A 21006-nucleotide genomic window follows, 5' to 3' on the forward strand; every position below is an offset into this window, starting at 1 on the left:
TAGGACGTTGCATGACCGATCACGCGTTGCTCCTGGTCAATTTGGGTTCGCCCGCTTCCACACAGGTGGCGGACGTGCGCAGCTACCTCAATCAATTTCTGATGGACCCTTACGTCATTGACCTGCCATGGCCGGTGCGACGTTTGCTGGTCTCACTGATTCTGATCAAGCGCCCTGAGCAATCGGCTCACGCCTATGCCTCGATCTGGTGGGACGAAGGTTCGCCGCTGGTGGTGCTCAGTCGCCGTTTGCAGCAAGCGATGACCGCGCAGTGGACCCAAGGGCCGGTCGAGTTGGCCATGCGTTACGGCGAGCCGTCGATTGAGTCGGTGTTGACCCGCATGGCTGCTCAAGGGATCAAAAAAGTCACCCTCGCACCGCTTTATCCGCAGTTCGCCGACAGCACCGTGACCACGGTGATTGAAGAGGCCAAGCGGGTGGTGCGCGAGAAAAAACTGAATGTGCAGTTCTCGATTCTCCAGCCGTTCTACGATCAACCGGAATACCTCGATGCGCTGGTGGCCAGTGCCAGGCCGTACCTGGAGCAGGATTACGATCATCTGCTGCTGAGCTTCCATGGTTTGCCGGAGCGGCACCTGAAGAAGCTCAACCCGGGCCATAGCTTTGAGGGCGACGGTGATTGCTGTGCCGGCGCGCCGCCGGAAGTGGTTGCAACCTGTTATCGCGGTCAGTGCCTGCGTACCGCGGCAGCATTTGCCGAGCGCTTGGGCTTGCCGGACGGCAAATGGTCGGTGTCGTTCCAGTCACGGCTGGGTCGCGCCAAATGGATCGAACCCTATACCGAAGCGCGTCTTGACGCGTTGGCCAAGCAAGGTGTGAAGAAGATTCTGGTGATGTGCCCGGCGTTTGTGGCCGACTGCATCGAAACCCTGGAAGAGATCGGTGACCGTGGGCTCGAGCAGTTCCGCGAGGCGGGCGGCGAGGAGTTGGTGCTGGTGCCGTGTCTCAACGATGACCCGCAGTGGGCGCAGGCGTTGAACATCTTGTGTGAAAGAGCGCCGCTGGCGTTGTAGGCGAGCGGTAATGTGGCGAGGGAGCTTGCTCCCGCTCGGCTGCGAAGCAGTCGTAAATTCGGCAAACGCGATATGTCTGAAGATATGCGGTTGCAGGTTTTAGGGTCGCTTCGCGACCCAGCGGGAGCAAGCTCCCTCGCCACAGGGGGCTGTGTAAGCCGTTAAAGCAACGGCTCATCCGCTTTCTTGTGCTTCCAGCTGTCATTGCCCGGCAGAATCAGGTTCAGCGCGATCGCCACGACAGCGCACAGCGCGATGCCCTTGAGGCCGAAGTCCTGCGCGCCGGTACCGGTGCCGACCAGCATGCCGCCAATCCCGAACACCAGCGTGACCGAGACAATCACCAGGTTGCGCGCTTCAGCCAAATCGATCTTGTGGCGGATCATGGTATTCATGCCCACCGCAGCAATCGACCCGAACAACAGGCAAAGAATCCCGCCCATGACGGGCACCGGGATGCTTTGCAGCAGTGCGCCGAACTTGCCGATAAACGCCAGGCTGATGGCAAAGATCGCTGCCCAGGTCATGATTTTCGGGTTGTAGTTCTTGGTCAGCATCACCGCGCCCGTCACTTCAGCGTACGTGGTGTTAGGTGGGCCGCCGAGCAGGCCGGCGGCAGTGGTTGCGATGCCATCGCCAAACAGCGTGCGGTGCAGGCCGGGCTTCTTCAGGTAATCACGTCCGGTCACGCTGCCGACTGCAATCACGCCGCCGATATGCTCGATGGCCGGGGCCAGCGCCACCGGGACGATGAACAGAATCGCCTGCCAGTTGAATTCCGGAGCGGTGAAGTGCGGCAACGCAAACCACGGCGCGGCAGCGATCTTCGCGGTGTCGACGACACCGAAGAAGAACGCCATGGCAAACCCGACCAGTACGCCGGAGATGATCGGCACCAGGCGGAAGATGCCTTTGCCGAACACCGCTACGATCAGGGTCGTCAGCAGCGCTGGCATGGAGATCATCATGGCGGTCTGGTAATGAATCAGCTCGGAACCATCACCGGCCTTGCCCATCGCCATGTTTGCGGCAATCGGCGCCATCGCCAGGCCGATCGAAATGATCACCGGGCCAATCACTACCGGTGGCAGCAAGCGGTCGATAAAACCGGTGCCCTTGATCTTCACGGCCACGCCGAGAAAGGTATAAACGAAACCGGCCGCCATCACCCCGCCCATGGTCGCCGCGAGGCCGAACTGGCCCTTGGCGAGAATGATCGGGGTGATAAAGGCAAAGCTCGACGCCAGGAACACCGGCACTTGCCGCCCGGTGACCACCTGGAACAGCAGAGTCCCGAGGCCCGCCGTGAAAAGCGCGACATTCGGGTCGAGGCCGGTAATCAGCGGCATCAACACCAACGCGCCAAACGCCACGAACAGCATCTGCGCACCAGACAGCACTGTGCGCCAGAGCGGGTCGTTGAACTCATCCCGCATGCTCACGCGTCCTTCTGCTTGGTGCCGAAGATCTTGTCGCCGGCATCGCCCAGACCCGGGATGATGTAGCCGTGTTCGTTCAGTTTTTGATCAATGGACGCGGTGTAGATGGTCACGTCCGGGTGAGCCTTCTCTACCGCGGCGATGCCTTCAGGAGCGGCTACCAGGACCATCGCGCGGATGTCCTTGCAACCGGCCTTTTTCAGCAGGTCGATGGTGGCGACCATCGAACCTCCGGTGGCGAGCATCGGGTCGATGATCATTGCCAGGCGTTCGTCGATTTCCGGAACCAGTTTTTCCAGATAGGTGTGCGCTTCGAGGGTTTCCTCATTGCGGGCCACGCCCACGGCGCTGACTTTGGCGCCCGGGATCAGGCTGAGCACGCCTTCAAGCATGCCGATGCCGGCGCGCAGGATCGGCACCACGGTAATTTTCTTGCCGGCGATCTTCTCGACCGAGACGGTGCCGCACCAGCCTTCGATATCGTAGGTTTCAAGGGGCAGGTCTTTGGTCGCCTCGTAGGTCAGCAGGGCACCGACTTCCTGAGCGAGCTCGCGGAAATTCTTCGTGCTAATGTCGGCGCGGCGCATAAGGCCAAGTTTGTGTCGGATCAGCGGATGGCGGATCTCACGGATGGGCATGGGGAAAGGCTCCGGCGGCGGGCAAAAAAACCGGCCTAGATTAATCTATCCGAGGGTGTTGTCCTATAGACATACAGTACGTTAGTCCAGAAACGCTTGATCTGACCCGGCTGGATGCGTACCTTTGCTCGCTTTTCCGAATCCGCCACCCCCTTGGAGAGCACCATGTCCGCTGATCTCGAGCATATCCGTCAAATCATGCGAGAGGCTGACTGCCTGTACACCGAAGCTGAAGTCGAGGCGGCCATCGCCCGCGTGGGTGCGCAAATCAACGATCAGCTGGCTGATAGCAACCCGGTGGTCTTCTGCGTGATGAACGGCGGCCTGATTTTCTCCGGCAAACTGCTGACCCATCTGAATTTCCCGCTGGAAGCGTCCTATCTGCACGCTACCCGCTATCGCAACGAAACCAGCGGTGGCGACCTGTTCTGGAAGGCCAAGCCAGAAGTCTCGTTCATCGACCGTGACGTGCTGATCATCGACGACATCCTCGACGAAGGTCACACCCTGGGCGCGATCATCGACTTCTGCAAACATGCTGGCGCCCGCGCCGTGCACACCGCCGTACTGATCGATAAAGACCACGACCGCAAGGCTCGTCCGGACCTGAAAGCCGATTTCGTCGGCCTGCCGTGCATCGACCGCTACATCTTCGGTTACGGCATGGACTACAAAGGCTACTGGCGCAACGCCGCCGGGATCTACGCCGTCAAAGGAATGTAAGTCATGGCCGCGCCGAGCTTTCTCGATCAAGCACTGTTTACCGAGCTGGCCGAGAAAGCTGCGGCCAATCCTCGTGGCCGACAGCATCACAACTTCCATCAGATGGAGGAGCCGTGCCACCGTATGGCGGTGGGCTTGCAGCCATCGACGTACGTTCCGCCACATCGGCATTTGAGCGATGACAAGGCTGAAACCCTGTTGGTCCTCAAGGGCCGTCTGGGTGTGCTGCTTTTCGACGACGCGGGCCAGGTGATTGCCAAGCGAATCCTGGAGTGCGGCGGCGATACGCTGGGGATCGACCTGCCGGCCGGTGTTTATCACGGTCTGGTCGTACTCGAAGCAGACAGTGTGATGTTCGAATGCAAGGCCGGCCCGTATCGTCCGGTGGGCGAGGGTGAACACGCGCATTGGGCTCCCCGCGAAGGCGAGCCTGGCGTTACCGAGTATCAGGCCTGGATGCGCGCACAGTTCGACTGACGAAAAGCGCCGACCTGTGGCGAGGGAGCTTGCTCCCGCCGGCCGGCCCGCGTTCGGGCGTAGCAGTCGTAAAACTGGCTGATGCGTTCTACCTGATAAAACGCAGTCACCTATTTGGGACCGCTTCGCGATCCAGCGGGAGCAAGCTCCCTCGCCACAGGATTTGTGTCCACTTCAGAGGCCTTGTGAGCGACTGGTATCGAGGCAGATCAGGTCTATTCGTCACCCAACCCTTCGCGGGTATTCACCCCATCGACCAGACGTAAAATTCCCAGTGGGTTGGCGTTCTTCAGGGCGTCCGGCAGTAACCTGTCCGGACAGTTCTGATAGCACACCGGTCGCAGGAACCGTTCGATTGCCAGGCTGCCGACCGAGGTACCGCGAGCATCCGACGTCGCGGGATACGGTCCGCCGTGGACCATTGCATCGCACACCTCGACACCGGTCGGATAACCGTTGAGCAGCAGGCGTCCGGCTTTCTGTTCGAGGATCGGTATCAGCTGCGCGCACAGCGCAAGGTCTTGCGGTTCGGCGATCAGCGTGGCGGTCAGTTGCCCGTGCAAGGCACACAGCGCCAACCTGAGTTCTTGCTCGTCGGCCACCTCCAGCACGATGCTGGCCGGACCGAACACTTCCTCCTGTAGCACCTCATCCCCTTCAAGCAGCAGGCTGACGTCAGCCTTGAACAACTGCGGCTGCACCTGATTGCCTGACGTGCAGGCGCCGCTCAAACGCGTCACCCGTGGATGTTCGAGCAAGCGCTGCACGCCGCCTTCATAGCTACGCCGGGTACCGCTGTTGAGCAGGGTTTGTGGCGGTTTTTCGTTGATCTGCGCGGTGAGTTGTTCGATGAAGGCGCTGAACGCCGCCGAGCGCAGGCCGATGATCAACCCCGGATTGGTACAGAACTGGCCGCCGCCCAGCACGATCGAAGCGCTCAATTCGCTGGCGATGCTTGCGCTGCGGGCCGCGAGGGCGGCGGGTAGCAGCAGTACCGGGTTGATGCTCGACATTTCGGCGAACACCGGTATCGGCTGCGGCCTTGCAGCGGCCATGTCGCACAGCGCCCGGCCACCTTTGAGCGAGCCGGTGAACCCCACCGCCTGGATCGCCGGGTGTTTGACCAGCGCCTCACCGACGCCCGCGCCATAAATCATGTTGAACACGCCTTCAGGCATGCCACTGCGCTGTGCCGCGCGAATGATCGCTGCCGCTACCAGCTCGGCGGTTGCCATATGCCCGCTGTGGGCCTTGAACACCACCGGGCAACCCGCGGCCAGGGCGGCGGCGGTATCGCCACCGGCGGTGGAAAACGCCAGTGGAAAGTTACTCGCACCGAACACCGCCACCGGGCCCAGGCCGATGCGCCACTGGCGCACATCAGGCCGTGGCAAAGGTTGGCGCTCAGGCAGGGCGCGGTCGATACGCGCACCGAGGAAGTCGCCTTGACGCAGCACCCGGGCGAACAGCCGCAACTGGCCGCTGGTTCGCGCCCGTTCGCCCTGAGTCCGCGCAGCGGGCAGAGCCGTCTCGCGACAGACGATGGCGATGAAGTCATCGCCCAGAGCGTCAATTTCTTCGGCGATGGTTTCGAGAAAACCAGCGCGGACCGTGGCCGGCAGGTTGCGATAAATCGGGTAGGCCCTGGCAGCGAAGTGGGCGGCGTCGTCGACTTCCTCGGTGCTGGCCTGGCTAAAGCCATAAGGCAGCAGTTCACCGCTGTGGGCGTCGACGCTGTGCAGAACCTGATCACCTGCGGCGCTGCGGCCGAAGCCGATAAAGTTGTGGCCAATAATGGCTGACATAAAAAATGCTCGGCATGGCCGCGCTCGATGCCGAGCGCGGCAGTGGGGAGGGGCGGTTACAGACCGACGTCCGGCAAGCTCGGGCGGTTGGCGAGCGCGGCCTTGACCAGCGCCTCGACCTCGCTGCGCTCGTGGTCAAGCAGACCCAGGCGAGGTGGACGGGTCAGCGCCGTGCCGCGGCCCATCAGTTCCTCACAGAGCTTGATGCATTGCACCAGGTCCGGGCGGGCATCGAGGTGCAGCAGTGGCATGAACCATTCGTAGATCGGCATGGCCTCTTTGAAGCGGCCGTCGCGGGCCAGGCGGAACAGCGTCTCGCCTTCTTTCGGGAAGGCGTTGGACATTCCGGAAACCCAGCCCACCGCACCGACGGCGATGCTTTCGAGCACCACGTCATCGAGCCCGGCGAACAGCACAAAGCGGTCGCCGACTTCATTGCGCACATCGATGAAGCGCCGGGTATCGCCCGAGGAATCCTTGAAGCAGACGACGTTGTCGCAGTCGGCCAGGGAGATCAGGATGTCCGGGGTGACATCGTTTTTGTAGATCGGCGGGTTGTTGTAGACCATCACCGGCAGGTCGATGCTGGCGGCGACGCTGCGAAAGTGCGCGGCGGTCTCGAAGGGCTTCGAGGAGTAGACCAGCGCCGGCATCAACATGATGCCGTCGGCGCCCACGCGCTGGATTTCCTTGGCGACCTTGCTGGCGTTGGCGCTGGTGAATTCGGCAACACCGGAGATCACCGGCACCCGACCTGCGGCGGCGTCCCTGGCGACTTCCACCAGGCTGATTTTTTCTTCGGTGCTCAGCGAGGTGTTCTCGCCGACGGTGCCGCAGATCACCAGCCCCGACACGCCGTCACGCACCAGCCCGCTGATGACCTTGTGCGTGCCTTCATAGTCGATGGAAAAGTCCGGGTTGAACTGGGTAGTGACCGCAGGGAAAACGCCGCTCCAGTTAACGTGCTTGCTCATGTTGCCTCCGATGATGACTATTTAGTATTTCGTATACGTTTAAATTGAGCACTGAAAGTGCCGTGGGGTTCAAAGGGTTTTGCCAGGTACGGTGTTTCAAATAGTCAGGTCGACGGGCCAGGTGTCGGACAGTCGATAACCGCCCGGCCAAGGATCGCTTGGGTCGAGCAGATGCTGGTGGGTGCCGGTGATCCAGGCGCGCCCGGACAGGCAGGGGATAATGGCCGGACGGCCGGCGATTTCGCTGGTGCTGTCGATCCGGCAACGAAACTCGGAACCGATGATCGAACGCCCGATGAACACTTCACCCACTGCCAGTTGGCCTTTGGCGTGCAGCACCGCCATGCGCGCCGAGCAACCGGTGCCGCAGGGCGAGCGATCGATCTTGCCGGGGCGGATCACCACCGCATTGGCGGCACTGGCCACGCCGTTGGTGCGGTCGAGCGGTGCGGCGATCTGGCAGAACGAAATATGCTCCCAGTCCGGGTTCAGCGGGTGCACGAACCCCAATTGTTCATTGGCCGCTTGAGTAATCTTCAGGCCGCTGGCGACCAGGTCTGCGGCTTCATCGGCGGTCAGTGAGAAGCCCAGGCGCTGGGCATCGACGATTACAAAGCTGTCGCCGCCATAGGCAGTATCGACCTGCAGCGAGCCGAGGCCTTCGACTTCGATCCAGGCATCGAGCTTGTCGGCAAACGACACCACATTCCGCACCTCGACCCGCTCGGCCTTGCCGTTGCGACACTGGGCAGTCACTTCGATCAAGCCGCCGGGGGCTTCGAGCACCAGCCGGGTCAGCGGTTCGGTCATCGGTAAAATGCCGCTGTCGAGCAGTACCGTGGCTACGCACAGCGAGTTGGAACCGGACATCGGCGGCGTATCAGCCGGTTCCATGATGATCCACGCCATGTCGGCGAGCGGGTTCTTGGACGGCACCAGCAGATTGACGTGACGAAAAACGCCGCCGCGCGGCTCGTTCAGCACGAAGTTGCGCAGGGTCTGGTCCTCGGCAATCCAGCGCGACTGCTCCCACAGGGTCGCGCCGGGCGGTGGTGCGACGCCGCCGACGATAACGTCACCGACTTCACCTTCGGCGTGGCAACTCACCACATGAATGATCTTGCTCGAACGCATGACTGTCTCCTGAGGCCTGACTGTGGGTTACAACACCGACTTCAGGAAGTCGGCGGTTTCTGCACGTTGCGGTTGACCGATCACCTGGTCCGGTGAACCGATTTCGTGGATCTTGCCGTCGCGAAAGAACGCCACCCGGTCCGACACATCCCGGGCGAAACGGATTTCGTGGGTCACCAGGACCATGGTCATGCCTTCCTCGGCGAGCAGGCGCATGGTGTCCAGCACTTCACCGACCAGTTGCGGGTCGAGGGCCGAGGTGGCTTCGTCAAACAGCATGTAGTCCGGCGACATGGCCAGCGCCCGGGCAATCGCCATGCGCTGTTGCTGACCGCCGGAGAGCTTGCTCGGAAACACCTTGAGCTTGTCGCCGAGGCCCACGTGGGTCAGTTGGCGCACGGCGATTTCTTCAGCCTCCTGACGGCTTTTGCCGAGCACCTTGCGCGGGGCGAGCATCACGTTCTCCATCACCGTGAGGTGCGGGAAGGCGTTCCATTGCTGGAAGACGATGCCGATTTTCTGCCGCAACTTGTTCAGGTCGGTGCCGCTGGCATGCACCGGCGTGCCGTCGACGCGGATCTGCCCGCCCTGAATGGCTTCCAGGCCGTTGATGCACATCAGCAAGGTCGATTTGCCCGAGCCCGAGCCGCCGATGATCGACAGCACCTCGCCTTTTTTCACGGTCAGGTCGACACCCTTGACGACTTCCAGGTTGCCGAAGGATTTACGCACGTTCTCGATCTCAATCATTTTCCTGCCACCTCTGTTCGAGCCGCGCACCCAGACGAGCGATCACCAGGCTCATGACGTAGTAGATAAGGCCGGCCAGGGCCAGGACGAACAACGGTTCCTGGAGCCGGGTGACGATGGTTTGCGAAGCACGCAGCAGTTCGACGATGCCGATCCAGAGCACCAGCGAGGTGTCTTTCATGACCGCCAGTGTCAGGTTGATCCAGCCCGGAAACGCCACCCGCGTGGCCATCGGCAGGACAATGTGCAGCAAGTCCTGGCGGTGACTGAGGCCCAGCGAACGGGCGGCTCGCCGTGTGCTCAACGGCACCGAGAGCACGCCGCCGCGAACGATTTCTGCGCAGTAGGCGGTGGAGTAGGCGCCGAGGATCACGCAGGCCACGGTGAACGCGCTCCAGTTCAGGCCGACGATCGACTTGAACGAGTTGAGCAGCACAAACTGGATCAGCAACGGCACGCTGCGAAACACGTCCAGCACCCAGGCCAGCGGCAGACTCACACGCGGCAGCAAGGCCCGAATCAGGCCACAGGCGACGCCCAGCAACGTGCCGATCAACATCGCCCAGAACGTCAGCAACAGCGTGGTGCCGGCGCCTTGCAGCAGGTAGAGGAAGTCGCCCGAGGTAAAACTTGAGGTGTACATGCAGACCTCCTAGTACCGAAACAAACGCCAGGCCAGCAGGCGGGCGATCAACACCACCAGCTTGGCCAGGACGAAGTAGAGGACGGCGGCGATGGCGAAGAACTCGAAGGTGCGAAAGGTCTTCACGTTCAGCGCCTGGGTCACGCCGGTCAGGTCGCTGGTCAGGCCGACCACCACGCCCAGTGACGTCATCAGCAGGGCCCAGACCATTTGATTGGTCAGCGGGTAAAACACCACGCGCAGCAATTGCGGCAGGACCACCAGCCGATAAGCCTTCGGTGCGCTCATGCCCAGTGAGCGGGCTGCGCGCAATTGGGTTTCCGGCACGGCGTTGAGGCCGCCGCGAAAGGTCTCCGCCAGGTAGCCGGCGTTGTTGAAGGTGATGCCGATCAGCAATGCCAGCCATGAGCCCATGTGAATGCCAAAGGCGCCGAGGCCGAAGTACAGGATGTACACCTGAAACAGGGCTGGCGTGTTACGTGCAATCGACACCCAACTGGCGGCCATCGCCCGCAACAGGCGCTTGTCGGACAGTTGGCCGAGGGCCAGGAACATGGCGATCAGCGTGCCGGCCAACATCGACAGCACCGCGATTTCCAGAGTGATCCGCGCGCCGTCGAGCATTTCCGGCAACGCCTGGAAGGCGGCGCGCCAATGGAAGGTGTAGTCGAACATCAAAGGAGTTCCTTGGTTTTCAACTGGTTTGGGGGCCGGGTTTATCCTGAATATCTATCAGCTAAACGCAGAACCTGTGGCGAGGGAGCTTGCTCCCGCTGGACTGCGTAGCAGTGCCATTTTTCAGGGCCGCTCCGCGCCCCAGCGGGAGCAAGCTCCCTCGCCACAGGTTCTGCACTTGACTGACATTCAGGGCCAGCCCATCCCCTCGGCTATGCAGTCCTTAGCGATACACGCCGCTGGCCGTCAGCTGTGGCGCGGTGCCGCCGACCCATTGCGCGAACAACTCCTGATACCGCCCGGAGCGCACCTGGTGATTGACGAACAGGTTCAGGTAGTTGATCAGGCCGAACTCATTGCGCTTGGCGCCCAGCGACACGTAGTCGATGTCATACGGTGCGGTGCCGGCGACGCTGAGGTTTTTGTACTTGCCGGACTTGATCAGTGACGAGGCGACCGTCGAGGTCACGGTCGTCGCGTCGATCTGCCCCTGGCTCAGCGCAAGCACCGCGTCGGCCAGCGACTGGTAGGCATGGAAAGCGCCCTTGGCGTTGGCCCATTTCTTCACGTCGTTTTCCAGTGCGATGGCTTCAAACGTGCCGGCCGGGCCGCCCACCGAGTGGCCCTTGAGGTCATCGTAGGATTTGATCCCGGCGTCGCTGCGGGTCAGCACCACCATCTGGAAGGCGAAGTAGGGAATGGTCATGCCCACGGTCTTGGCCCGCTCCAGGGTGTCGGAGGTGGAGGCGACGATCACGTCGGCGCGGCCGGAAACCAGTGCCGGGATTCGGTCAGGGAACGGCGTCTCGACAATCTCGGCTTTGACCCCGAGGGTTTTTGCCAGGTCATTGCAGTAGTCGACATCGAAGCCGGCCGGGGTGTTCTTCTCATCGCGAAAACCCATCGGCGGGAAGTCCAGGGTGACCGCACAACGCAAGCTGCCGGACTCGATGATGTCGTCGAGTTTGTCGGCCTGGGCCTGGGCGATGAACGCGCTGCTCAGCAGGGCGGTAATGAAGACGGCGGGTGCAGGATTTTTCATAAGGGGCCTCGTTGTCGGATGGTGTCGAGCGTTGGGCAGTTCTTATCAAATGTGTATTTAGAATTTCGTATACGATATTTGATATGCACTGGATGTGCCAAAAAACCGCGAGCCACATCGGGTTAAACCTTCGACGGCCTGCAAGGCCCGAAACAGACGCCAGCCGCCAGCGACGCAGATTCCGGCCAGGGACATACGCGGCAAAGACGGACGCCTCGACGACGGGTGTCGTGTCACAAAAGGGAGCAGGGTTTGGCGGGGTGCGCAGTAACGGGTAACAGTCAGCGATGGTTATCGCGGTACTGCGAAGGGGACACGCCGGTGAGCGCCTTGAACTGGCGGCTGAAGGCGCTATGGTCGGTGTAGCCGCAGCGCAGGGCGATCTCGGTGATCGGCAGTTCGCCCGACAGCAGTTGCGTGGCTGCACCCAAGCGTGCCTTGTGAATCATCTGCCGGGGTGTCAGTTGGAAGATCCGTTTGCACAGGCGCTCCAGTTGCGCCACGGAAAACCCGCTGAGGGCTGTGAGCTCACCGAGCGCAATGTGTTGTGCGTAGTGCTCGCGGATATGCCCGTCGACCGCCGCGAGTTTTTCGTAAGCCGGATGACTGGACTGGGGCGCGAGCAGATCGTAGGAAATCCCCGCCATGCCGATAATGCGGCCCTGTGTATCGCGCAGTGCCAGTTTGTGGGTCAGGCACCAGCCAGGTTCGCGTCCGGGATAAAGGTGCAACTCCAGCTGATCGCTCAACGGGCTGCCGTCACTCAGTACTCGCCGGTCCTGCTCGGTGTAATGCGGGCCAAAGTGCGAGGGAAACACCTGCTCAGCTGTCTTGCCGAGAAGCGCGTTGGGCTCTTTGGCGCCGCAGCGCTGGGCCAGGGTCTGATTGATCAGCACGTAGCGGGCGGCGGTGTCCTTGATGAAGAACACCACGCCGGGCATGGCATCGAGCAGCGGAGTAATCAGTTGCAAACTGCCCAATAGCTCGGGCAGGTCGCGGGGGCAGGGCAATGTCAGGGGGAACGTCATCTGGTGGCGGCCCGCAGGGATGAGGGCCTTACTCTACGGTGACGGACGCGCCATTGGGAAGCTCGGCAAGCTGCAACAGCGTGTCGATGCGCGTTGGGGAAAACGGCGGGCGTGGCGCCGGTTGTGGCCAGTCGAACAGGTAACGGGTCGCCGCGCCACAGACTCGCCCCTGGCAGGCGCCCATGCCGCAACGGGTGTGCAGTTTAGCCTGGTTCCAGCCGGTGCAAGTCTTGAGCGCCGACAGCGCCACGTCTTCACAACGGCAGATCAGTGTATCGGGTCTGGCCAGTTGTTTGAGTTCATCGCGCAGGGCAAAGCTGCGCCGTAACTGATCGGCGAACGCTTGCCAGTGTTGCCGTTGCGGCCAGAGTGCGCGGGCCTGCTGCACTTCGCCAACGGCCATCAGCCCAGCGATGGCACCTTCGACCAGCGCCAGTTCACTGCCTCCGAAACCTGTGCATTCGCCCGCCGCATAGTGCCCGTTCAGGCTACTGAGCTGGCTGGTGTCGACGGCAATTGCGTCGTCCTTTAATTCGCAGCCCAGCGCTTGGGCCAATTGGGTATTGGGGATCAGGCCGAAGCCGCAGGCCAGTCGCTTGCAGGGGATGTCGACGATCCGCCCCTGACGGTTCAGGCGAACGCCTTGCAGGTGACTGTCGCCATAGGCTTCGAGGACATGACTGTCGCAGCGGTAGTGACGATCAAACAGTTGAACCGCTTGCAGGCCTTTGGCCGGCCATTTGCGCAGTTGCAAGGCGAACCTGGCGACCGCACTCAGTGGCGCCTGTTCGGCAATCTGCAAAACCTGAGCGCCAGCCGTTTTCGCGGTAGCGGCGCTGGCCAGCAGCAGCGGGCCACTGCCGGCAATCACCAGTCGCTCGCCGGCCACCGGCATGCCGCCCTTGATCAGCGCTTGCAACCCGCCAGCGCCGGTGACGCCGGGCAAGGTCCAGCCAGGAAACGGCAGCAACAGTTCACGGGCACCGGTGCACAGAATCAGTTGTTCGTACTCGATGATCCAGCCGTGTTCTGGGTCTTCCAGCAACAGTTTTTTCGGGCCGGCCAAGGCGACCACGCGTGTCGAGTTGAACACCTGCACGTTACTCGCCGCTGCGAGTTTCTGGCGATGAGCCTGGGCACTGGCTGGCAAGTGTGCGTTAACCCCATCACGCCAGATTTGCCCGCCGGGTGCCGGGTTATCATCGATGATGGCGATGCGTGCGCCGCTCGGTGCGGCGGCCAACGCGGCCGCCATGCCTGCCGGCCCTGCGCCGATAATCAGCAGCTCGACATTCATGGCCGGGTCTCCACGCGCATGCCTGTGCGGCAGGTGGTCTGGCAGGCGAGGCGGCGCTGACCGTCGATGTTCACCCGGCACTCCTGGCAAACCCCCATCCCGCAAAAAGGTGCCCGGCGCTGACCGCAGACCGAGGTTCGACTGCAGCCGTCGCCTGCCAGATAGAGCAGCGCCGCAACCGTCGTGCCGGCATCGACCGCTACGCTGCGGCCGTCGAGACTCACTTCAATCATGCGCGTAACCCTTGTGCAGTGGACAGGAAACGCCCCGGCAGGTAAGGCGTCGGGTCGATGGCCGGGGTGGAATTACACAGCTGCGCGGCCAACAGCTGGGCGCTGCCGGGGGCGGTGGTCACGCCCAATCCTTCATGCCCGGCCGCCAGCCACAAACCTGCTTGCTGTGGGTGTTCGCCGAGCAGCGGCAAGCCATCGGGCGTGGCGGCGCGCAGGCCGGTCCAGCTGCGGATAGCGTTCATCCCGGCCAGTTCCGGCAAATAGTCGATCGCCCGGCGCAGCATGCGCGCCAACACGGCCGGTTCGACGCTCAAGTCGGTGGTGTCGAACTGACGCGATGAGCCGAGAAAGAGTTGCCCGGTCGGACGTGGCTGGGCATTGAAGGCCACCGAGGTGCCTTCGCTGGCGTGAGCACTGGTGACATAGCCCAGTTCGACCAGTTGGTGATGGATCTTGCCGGGGTAACGGTCGGTGATCAGCAGATGGCCTTTCTTCGGGCGAATCGGCAGGTCGGGGCACAGCTCGGTGGCGTGGATGCCGTTGGCCAGCACCACCGCTTCGGCGCGCAACCGCTCGCCGCTGCTCAAGCGCAACTGATTGCCGTCGACCTGCGTGACCTCGACCGTGCGCCGCGTGATCCGCCCAGCGTTTTGCTTGAGCAGCCAGTGCGCGGCGTTTGGCGCATAGAGAATGCCGTCATCGCTGACCTTCAGCGCGCCACTCAGGCCGGGACGGAGCATTGGCTCGGCTTCGTAAAGTGCTCGCGGGTCGAGCATTTCGCAGGCGATGCCGCGGGCCTTGAGCGTCTGGCGTTTGTGCTCGGCACCGGCCATTTCCTCGTCATTGGCGGCCAGCCACAGCGTGCCGCAATTGCGGTAGGCGCAATCGGGGTTCAGACGCGGCACCCACTGCCGCCAGAGTTCAATGGAGTATTGGCTCAGCGCCAGTTCGGCCGGGTTGTCATCCATCGCCACCAGGTGACCCATACCGACTGCCGTCGCACCGCCGCGCTGGCTGTCGAGCACCAGCACGTCGAGCCCGCGTTGCGCCAGCTCAAAGGCACAGGCACTGCCGACAATGCCGGCGCCGATGACGATGACGTCGGCATTCATGAACCGATGCCCCACACGAACGGGTCGTCTTCCTCCAGCAACAAGTGGTTCTCGCCACTCATGTGGGCGCGACCGCGAATTGTCGGAATGATGCGCTGTTCGTCGAGCCGCTCGTAGCTGGCTTCGAACTGGCTGCCGATCACACTGGCCTGGCGCCAGACTTCACCGGGCTGCAATTTGCCGTCAGCTGCCAGGCACGCCAGCTTGGCGCTGGTGCCAGTGCCGCAAGGCGAGCGGTCGTAGGCTTTGCCGGGGCACAGGACAAAGTTGCGGCTGTCGGCCACCGGGTCGTCGGCAAACAGCTCGATGTGATCGATTTCGCCGCCGTCCTCGCCGCGAATGCCTTGGTTCTCCAGTGTTTCGCGGACCGCCCAGGTGTAGGCGGTCAGGGCTTCAAGATTGTCGCTGGCGATGCGTTGGCCGTGGTCGGCGATCAGGAAAAACCAGTTGCCGCCCCAGGCGATGTCGCCGCTGACGATGCCGTAACCCGGCAGTGTCAGTTGCACGGCCTTGCGATAGCGATAGGCCGGGACGTTGCGCACGCTGACCGAGCGATCCGCGTGCAACGTCGCCTCGACCGTGCCGACCGGGGTTTCGATCCGGTGCACACCAGGCTCGATGCGTTCGAGATACGCCAGCGAGGCCACCAGGCCAATCGTGCCGTGACCGCACATGCCGAGGTAACCGCTGTTATTGAAGAAAATCACCCCGGCACAGGCTTCGGGATCTTGCGGCTCGCAGAGCAGGGCGCCAACCAGCACATCGCTGCCGCGCGGTTCAAGTACCGTGGCGGTGCGCCAGTGGTCGTGCTCTTCGGCGAGGCGGCGCTTGCGTTCGGCCATGGAGCCGCTGCCCAGTTCCGGGAAACCGGCGATCACCAGGCGTGTCGGTTCACCGCCAGTGTGAGAATCGAGGACGTGGATACGTTTCATGAAGGGCGCCACCTTGCACAGGAAATGTCTGTGCAAGACTGGCGTTTGAGGCGCGGGATGGCTTGAGGGTTTTAACCGTTACCGATGACGAAATCGGCACACCCGATCAGATCCGCGCGGGGGCATTGGGCAGGTGTTCATAGAGCGTGCGGCACACACCAATGATGTGCTGCTCGATCAGTTCGGCGGCTTTGTCGGCGTCACCGGCCCGGCATGCGGCGATAATCTCGCGGTGCTCGTGGTCCGCACGGTCCTTGCCTTCGGAAAAACTCATCTGCATGCGCAGGTAGCGTTCGACCTTGTCGTGAATCGAGCGAATCAGGTTGAGCAGGAACGGCCGCTGCGCCGGCTCGTAGAGGCAGGCGTGCAGCGCCCAGTTCAACTCGGCCCAGCGCCCGATGTTATTTTCGTCGAGGAACTCGGCACAGATGCTTTCTGCACGGGCGAACGTGGCTTCGGTCATGTTCGGCACGGCCAGGCGAATCGCCTGGACCTCCAGCAGCACCCGGACTTCAAAGATCTGCGCCAGCTCGGGCTCGGAAATCTTCGTCACCACCGCGCCCTTGTTGCGCTGGAACTGCACCAGGCCTTCCGCCTCAAGGCGTTTGAGCGCCTCGCGCACGGGGATCTTGCTGACGTTGAACAAGCGGGCGATATCGTCCTGACGGATTGGTTCGTCTTCGGCAAAGTGACCGCCGATGATGGCCTCGCGCAGATGCTTGACGATGACTTCCGACGCTGAAGGCACAATCCCCAGATTGGGGGCATTGAAGCTGGGTAGAGGCACGTGAATGAATCCCGGCAGGCGTGATGGCGAATATTGTATACGAGCGCGTCAGCGCACCAAGCGCTTTTCCGCCAGGCGCATTGTCCGGGCGCACGCATTGAGTGCTGGTCGTTGAGGCTTGGGGCGGGGCGGGGGTAAACTGCCCGCCCCGTGAGATGTCTGCGAGCTGGAGTCGGCAATGCGTAAAGATAAGAAACAGGTGATTGGTGACGAGATCGGCGATGCGCAGATCAAATTGTTCCTCGATTTTGAACCGGTCGACGCGACATCACCGTCCCTGCACAAACTGATCAAGGCCTACCGTGGCCTGCGTATCGACGATTTCGAGCGTTTCCTGGCGTTCTTCATCGAGGCCGGTTACGACCTGGACGGCAAGGACGAGCACGGTAAGGACTTCGTTGCCCTGATCCAGGATCAGCGTAATGCCGCCGACTACATCGAGTTGATCCAGAAAGCTCGCGGCTAAGATCTTTCAAAAGCCATAAAAAAACGCCCCGCTCTCAACGAGAACGGGGCGTTTTTTTATGCGGGGGCCTCAAGCGAAGCTTGGGGTCTCGCTGCTTTCTTCAACCAGTTCCAGCGCGATGTTGTTCTGCGCATTGATCTTGCGATACAGCGCAGCATCGGTTTCCAGGACTTTTTCCCGGGCCGGGAAGATTTCGGCCAGCTTGGCTGCCCACTCACCCTTGGCTTTGTTCGGGAAGCATTTTTCGATCAGCTCAAGCATGATCGACACCGTGACCGAGGCGCCAGGCGAGGCACCGAGCAGCGCGGCAAGCGATCCGTCCTTGGCCGCAACCAGTTCGGTACCGAACTGCAGGATGCCGCCTTTTTTCGGGTCTTTCTTGATGATTTGCACGCGCTGGCCAGCGACTTCCAGACGCCAGTCTTCGGCCTTGGCCTGAGGGTAGAAGCGGCGCAGCGATTCCAGGCGTTGTTCCATCGATTGCATCACTTCGCTGACCAGGTACTTGGTCAGGTCCATGTTGTTTTTCGCCACGGCCAGCATCGGGCCGATGTTGCCGAGGCGAACCGACATTGGCAGGTCCATGAACGAACCGTGCTTGAGGAACTTGGTGGTGAAGCCGGCGTAAGGTCCGAACAGCAGGGACTTCTGGCCATCGACGACACGAGTATCCAGGTGCGGCACCGACATCGGTGGCGAACCCACTGCTGCCTGGCTGTAGACCTTGGCCTGGTGGTGCTTGACCACTTCCGGGTTGTCGCAACGCAGCCATTGGCCGCTGATCGGGAAACCGCCGAAACCTTTGCTTTCTTCGATCCCCGAAGCCTGCAACAACGGCAAGGCCGCGCCGCCAGCACCGAGGAACACGAACTTGGCATCGACTTCGCGGGTGTTGCCGCTGTTGACGTCCTTGATGCTGACGGTCCAGCCGTTGCCGTTGCGCTTGAGACCGGTCACGCGCTTGCAGTACTTGACCTGGGCATCGGGTGCGCTGGTCAGGTGCTTGAGCAGTTGATTGGTCAGGGCGCCGAAGTTGACGTCGGTGCCGTTGATCACGCGGGTTGCGGCGATGACTTCGTCGGCCGGACGACCAGGCATCATCAATGGCATCCATTCGGCCATTTTTGCCTTGTCTTCGGTGTACTCCATCTCGGAGAAGGCGTGGTGCTTGCTCAGCACCTTGAAACGTTCCTTGAGGAAGGAAACGCCTGCGTCACCTTGCACGAAGCTCAGGTGCGGGACCGGGCTGATGAAGGATTTCGACGAGCCGAAGGTGCCTTTTCGGGTCAGGTAGGACCAGAACTGCTTCGACACCTCGAACTGGGTGTTGATGTGCACGGCTTTCTTGATGTCGACGCTGCCGTCAGCGGCCTGTGGCGTGTAGTTCAGCTCACACAGCCCGGCGTGCCCGGTACCGGCGTTGTTCCACGGGTTGGAACTCTCCGCGGCACCGGAATCCATCAGCTCGACGACTTCCAGCTTGATCGCGGGGTCGAGCTCTTTGAGCAATACAGCAAGGGTGGCACTCATGATGCCGGCCCCAACCAGTACTACGTCGACTGCTTCGTTATGCGCCATTTAACGCGTCTCCAAAATCTGCAGCACCAAATTGTCGGCATAGCTGCCAGGCGTGACGGGGCATGCTCTGTAGAGCCCCGGGTCACCCATGGCCAGGATCGCCATGTCCGAATCTTCGCAATTTTTTGCAACTTCGACAGACGCTACCTACCGGGCTCAGGGTTCCTATGAACTCACTTCAGCGCGCGGGAGGCAATTCGACTTATGGTCGATACGTCCGTTTGTGCAACCAAATCCGTAGTGGACAGGCTTCAGGCTCCAGTTCTTGAGGAGTACTCGGTCCTGTGTCGTTGGGCTGTTGTAGACGCTAATGGTGCATATTCAGACGCAAAACTATTCATTTGCTCGCCACACTCTTGTGAAGTTGTGAAAACCCGTTTTTTTCACGCTCTTTTGAAGACGTGAACCTCAAAAAAGGGCTGTCCCAGCCTGGCACCGTGTCCGCATGGATTGCCGCCATGGGATACAGGGCAGGCAAAACGGGCAAACAGCTCAGTGACCGAGCGTAACGACAGCTCTGGCAGATTCGCGAAAAGTGGTGGTTTGCAGGATAAACAGCAAGCTCGCCAGCTTCACTCGATCTGTGTGGGCGGCTCTCTGTGGGCGGTGCGGGGGTTGTCAATACAAGCGCATTGACGATGCTGCGAGGCCCGATCAGGAGACGTCCTTATAATCGGGGGGAGATTGTAGCGAAGAAACGCAGGGAAATGGTCGTGTTTAATGACTTTTATTAGCCATTCGGTCAGGTGGGCTAAACGGCATGCAACCGTGCATGAGCATTGCGCGGGCTCAGACGGGCGCTGGCCGGCAGCGGCTGGTGCAGCCAGTTGAGACGAATCTCTTCGATTTCCACCCAACCATCGCCCTCTGGCGGCACGCGACAGTGCTTGAACGCCAGGCAGCATTGATTGCTGTCGAGCTGGGCGAAGTAGCGATATTTGCGGCGTGAAGCAAACAGCGACCAAAGAAATTGCATGGCAATGCCCTCGAGGTGAGACGGCCTTGAAGTTAGCAGTGTGGCATGACACTGGCGTTACGGAGCACCCGATACACGTGACATTGCGTATCTCTTCAGCAAGTGTTCAGGGTTGCTGGTTCGAAGGTGCTGCCCCCCGCTATACTGCGGGTCTGTCTGTATTTGTATCTGGAGAGTAGCGCATGTTGCAACGCCTGTTGTTCGGTTTGATCACTGTGACCAGCTTGACCCTGGTTGGCTGCGCCAACAGCCCGCAACAACTAGCCCCGGAGCCGAAACTGACGACTCAGTTGGCGCCGGTCGGACATGGTCAGCCGGTGGTGGTGAGGGTGGTTGATGGCCGTCCGTCGCCAACCTTGGGCACTCGTGGTGGCCTGTACCCTGAAACCAGCGCAATCACGGTGCAAGGTGCGCAAATTCTGCCGAAGCTGCAGGCCCAGGCCGAAGCGGCTGTGCGTTTGCTGGGTTTCACGCCAACGCCTAATGCTTACAACGTGCCGCAGTTGACGGTGACGCTGGCAGAACTGACGTATCAGTCGCCCAAAGAAGGCATGTATGTGACTGAGGCGACGATTGGCGCGGCTTTCCGCTCTGATGTGCAGAATGCCAACCATCGTTACAGTGGCCGTTATGCGGCGTCGCTGAATCAGCGTTTTGGTATGGCGCCGAATCAGGAAACCAACACCAAGCTGGTGAGTGATGTGTTGAGTGATGCGTTGACCCGGTTGTTCAAGGATCCGACGGTGGGTCAGATGCTCGCCCAATAACGGCTGGTTATCCTCAAAACCCCGGTGTCAGTGATGGCTCCGGGTTTTTTTGTGCCTGCCGGTTTTTTGGGGGGAGGCTTTCTGTAGGAGCCGGGCTTGCCCGCGATGGCGGCCTGACAGCCGACCAATCTCTTGCAGGTGTACATATCCATTCCTGCGGTAACGGCCACTTACGGTTTCGCTCTTACAGCGACTCCCTTTGGCAGACGCCCCAAAGGAAGCAAAGGTCTTCGCCCCAAGCGTACGGCACCTCGCTTAGGCTCGGCGTTCCCTCGCTACGGTGTCCATCAGGGGGCATCGCCTACGGTCTGCTGCGCGACGACCTCCTCTCGATGTGTCCGGCTGCGCCGTACGGCGCTGCGCGCCCACCCCCTGATGAACACCTGCGCTCGGCCTCCCGATAGGGGCGGGTGGATCAAGATCAACAGCGGCAGGCGAGCTAACGCTCGGCCTGTTGAGTGGTTGGGGCGCGTCACTTCGTTGTGGGTGGGGGATA

Annotated in this window: 22 protein-coding genes; 5 read left to right on the top strand and 17 right to left on the bottom strand. The window is 61.4% G+C overall.

The genetic code is table 11. The annotated features are described in order from the left end of the window. Nucleotides 1-11 precede the first annotated feature (11 nt). A complete protein-coding gene (hemH, locus tag AABM55_RS04360; protein ID WP_054595633.1) occupies nt 12-1034 on the top strand; it encodes a ferrochelatase in 1023 nt (340 codons plus the stop codon). Between the two features lie 161 nt (nt 1035-1195). Here hemH and AABM55_RS04365 read toward each other — a convergent pair whose 3' ends face one another. Continuing rightward, complete coding sequence (locus AABM55_RS04365; protein ID WP_054595634.1) at nt 1196-2470, bottom strand: uracil-xanthine permease family protein; 1275 nt, start codon at nt 2468-2470, stop codon at nt 1196-1198. A gap of 2 nt (nt 2471-2472) precedes the next feature. Beyond that, nucleotides 2473-3111 carry a uracil phosphoribosyltransferase gene (gene upp / locus AABM55_RS04370; protein WP_019693615.1) on the bottom strand — a complete coding sequence of 213 codons (639 nt, stop codon included), beginning with the start codon at nt 3109-3111 and terminating at the stop codon, nt 2473-2475. A gap of 165 nt (nt 3112-3276) precedes the next feature. Between upp and AABM55_RS04375 the strand changes: the two genes are divergently transcribed. Then, nucleotides 3277-3834: a hypoxanthine-guanine phosphoribosyltransferase gene (locus tag AABM55_RS04375; protein ID WP_054595635.1), complete on the top strand. Its 558-nt coding sequence runs from the start codon at nt 3277-3279 to the stop codon at nt 3832-3834. A 3-nt stretch (nt 3835-3837) separates the two neighbouring features. Further along, nucleotides 3838-4311 (top strand): WbuC family cupin fold metalloprotein, encoded by a 474-nt coding sequence (locus AABM55_RS04380; protein ID WP_103318447.1) that lies wholly within the window; start codon nt 3838-3840, stop codon nt 4309-4311. A gap of 215 nt (nt 4312-4526) precedes the next feature. Here AABM55_RS04380 and AABM55_RS04385 read toward each other — a convergent pair whose 3' ends face one another. The 13 genes from AABM55_RS04385 to AABM55_RS04445 all read right to left on the bottom strand — a co-directional run bounded on the left by AABM55_RS04385 (nt 4527) and on the right by AABM55_RS04445 (nt 16723). Then, on the bottom strand, nt 4527-6116 hold the full coding sequence (locus AABM55_RS04385; RefSeq protein ID WP_347928913.1) for an aldehyde dehydrogenase (NADP(+)): 1590 nt from the start codon (nt 6114-6116) through the stop codon (nt 4527-4529). A gap of 56 nt (nt 6117-6172) precedes the next feature. Continuing rightward, entirely contained in the window at nt 6173-7090 is a 918-nt protein-coding gene (locus AABM55_RS04390) for a dihydrodipicolinate synthase family protein (protein ID WP_216741282.1), read from the bottom strand. Between the two features lie 96 nt (nt 7091-7186). Beyond that, a complete protein-coding gene (locus AABM55_RS04395) occupies nt 7187-8224 on the bottom strand; it encodes a proline racemase family protein (protein WP_347928914.1) in 1038 nt (345 codons plus the stop codon). A gap of 27 nt (nt 8225-8251) precedes the next feature. After that, a complete protein-coding gene (locus AABM55_RS04400; protein WP_347928915.1) occupies nt 8252-8974 on the bottom strand; it encodes an amino acid ABC transporter ATP-binding protein in 723 nt (240 codons plus the stop codon). Beyond that, nucleotides 8967-9617: an amino acid ABC transporter permease gene (locus tag AABM55_RS04405; protein ID WP_347928916.1), complete on the bottom strand. Its 651-nt coding sequence runs from the start codon at nt 9615-9617 to the stop codon at nt 8967-8969. The genes AABM55_RS04400 and AABM55_RS04405 overlap by 8 nt, the downstream gene beginning before the upstream one ends. 9 nt (nt 9618-9626) lie before the next feature. Beyond that, nucleotides 9627-10292 (bottom strand): amino acid ABC transporter permease, encoded by a 666-nt coding sequence (locus tag AABM55_RS04410; RefSeq protein ID WP_054595642.1) that lies wholly within the window; start codon nt 10290-10292, stop codon nt 9627-9629. Between the two features lie 223 nt (nt 10293-10515). Then, nucleotides 10516-11334: a transporter substrate-binding domain-containing protein gene (locus tag AABM55_RS04415; RefSeq protein ID WP_103318457.1), complete on the bottom strand. Its 819-nt coding sequence runs from the start codon at nt 11332-11334 to the stop codon at nt 10516-10518. A 281-nt stretch (nt 11335-11615) separates the two neighbouring features. Beyond that, on the bottom strand, nt 11616-12362 hold the full coding sequence (locus tag AABM55_RS04420; RefSeq protein WP_054595644.1) for an AraC family transcriptional regulator: 747 nt from the start codon (nt 12360-12362) through the stop codon (nt 11616-11618). 28 nt (nt 12363-12390) lie between these two features. Further along, entirely contained in the window at nt 12391-13659 is a 1269-nt protein-coding gene (locus tag AABM55_RS04425; RefSeq protein WP_347928917.1) for an FAD/NAD(P)-binding oxidoreductase, read from the bottom strand. Next, on the bottom strand, nt 13656-13892 hold the full coding sequence (locus AABM55_RS04430; RefSeq protein ID WP_347928918.1) for a (2Fe-2S)-binding protein: 237 nt from the start codon (nt 13890-13892) through the stop codon (nt 13656-13658). The genes AABM55_RS04425 and AABM55_RS04430 overlap by 4 nt, the downstream gene beginning before the upstream one ends. Next, a complete protein-coding gene (locus tag AABM55_RS04435; RefSeq protein ID WP_347928919.1) occupies nt 13889-15004 on the bottom strand; it encodes an FAD-dependent oxidoreductase in 1116 nt (371 codons plus the stop codon). Before AABM55_RS04435 ends, AABM55_RS04430 begins: the two co-directional genes overlap by 4 nt. Continuing rightward, nucleotides 15001-15936 (bottom strand): 4-hydroxyproline epimerase, encoded by a 936-nt coding sequence (locus tag AABM55_RS04440; RefSeq protein ID WP_347928920.1) that lies wholly within the window; start codon nt 15934-15936, stop codon nt 15001-15003. The genes AABM55_RS04435 and AABM55_RS04440 overlap by 4 nt, the downstream gene beginning before the upstream one ends. Before the next feature lie 106 nt (nt 15937-16042). Beyond that, nucleotides 16043-16723 carry a GntR family transcriptional regulator gene (locus AABM55_RS04445; protein WP_054595649.1) on the bottom strand — a complete coding sequence of 227 codons (681 nt, stop codon included), beginning with the start codon at nt 16721-16723 and terminating at the stop codon, nt 16043-16045. A gap of 178 nt (nt 16724-16901) precedes the next feature. Here AABM55_RS04445 and AABM55_RS04450 point away from each other — a divergent pair, with 178 nt between their 5' ends. Further along, entirely contained in the window at nt 16902-17189 is a 288-nt protein-coding gene (locus AABM55_RS04450) for a PA4642 family protein (protein WP_103318468.1), read from the top strand. 69 nt (nt 17190-17258) lie between these two features. On the opposite strand, the gene mqo is transcribed toward AABM55_RS04450, so the two are convergent. After that, nucleotides 17259-18767 carry a malate dehydrogenase (quinone) gene (gene mqo, locus AABM55_RS04455; RefSeq protein WP_347928921.1) on the bottom strand — a complete coding sequence of 503 codons (1509 nt, stop codon included), beginning with the start codon at nt 18765-18767 and terminating at the stop codon, nt 17259-17261. 751 nt (nt 18768-19518) lie between these two features. After that, a complete protein-coding gene (locus AABM55_RS04460; protein ID WP_347928922.1) occupies nt 19519-19743 on the bottom strand; it encodes a hypothetical protein in 225 nt (74 codons plus the stop codon). A 182-nt stretch (nt 19744-19925) separates the two neighbouring features. Here AABM55_RS04460 and AABM55_RS04465 point away from each other — a divergent pair, with 182 nt between their 5' ends. Continuing rightward, nucleotides 19926-20510 carry a YajG family lipoprotein gene (locus tag AABM55_RS04465; RefSeq protein WP_054595653.1) on the top strand — a complete coding sequence of 195 codons (585 nt, stop codon included), beginning with the start codon at nt 19926-19928 and terminating at the stop codon, nt 20508-20510. Nucleotides 20511-21006: the final 496 nt, after the last annotated feature.

It is taken from the genome of Pseudomonas helvetica (assembly GCF_039908645.1).
In the GTDB taxonomy this organism is placed as follows: domain Bacteria; phylum Pseudomonadota; class Gammaproteobacteria; order Pseudomonadales; family Pseudomonadaceae; genus Aquipseudomonas; species Aquipseudomonas helvetica.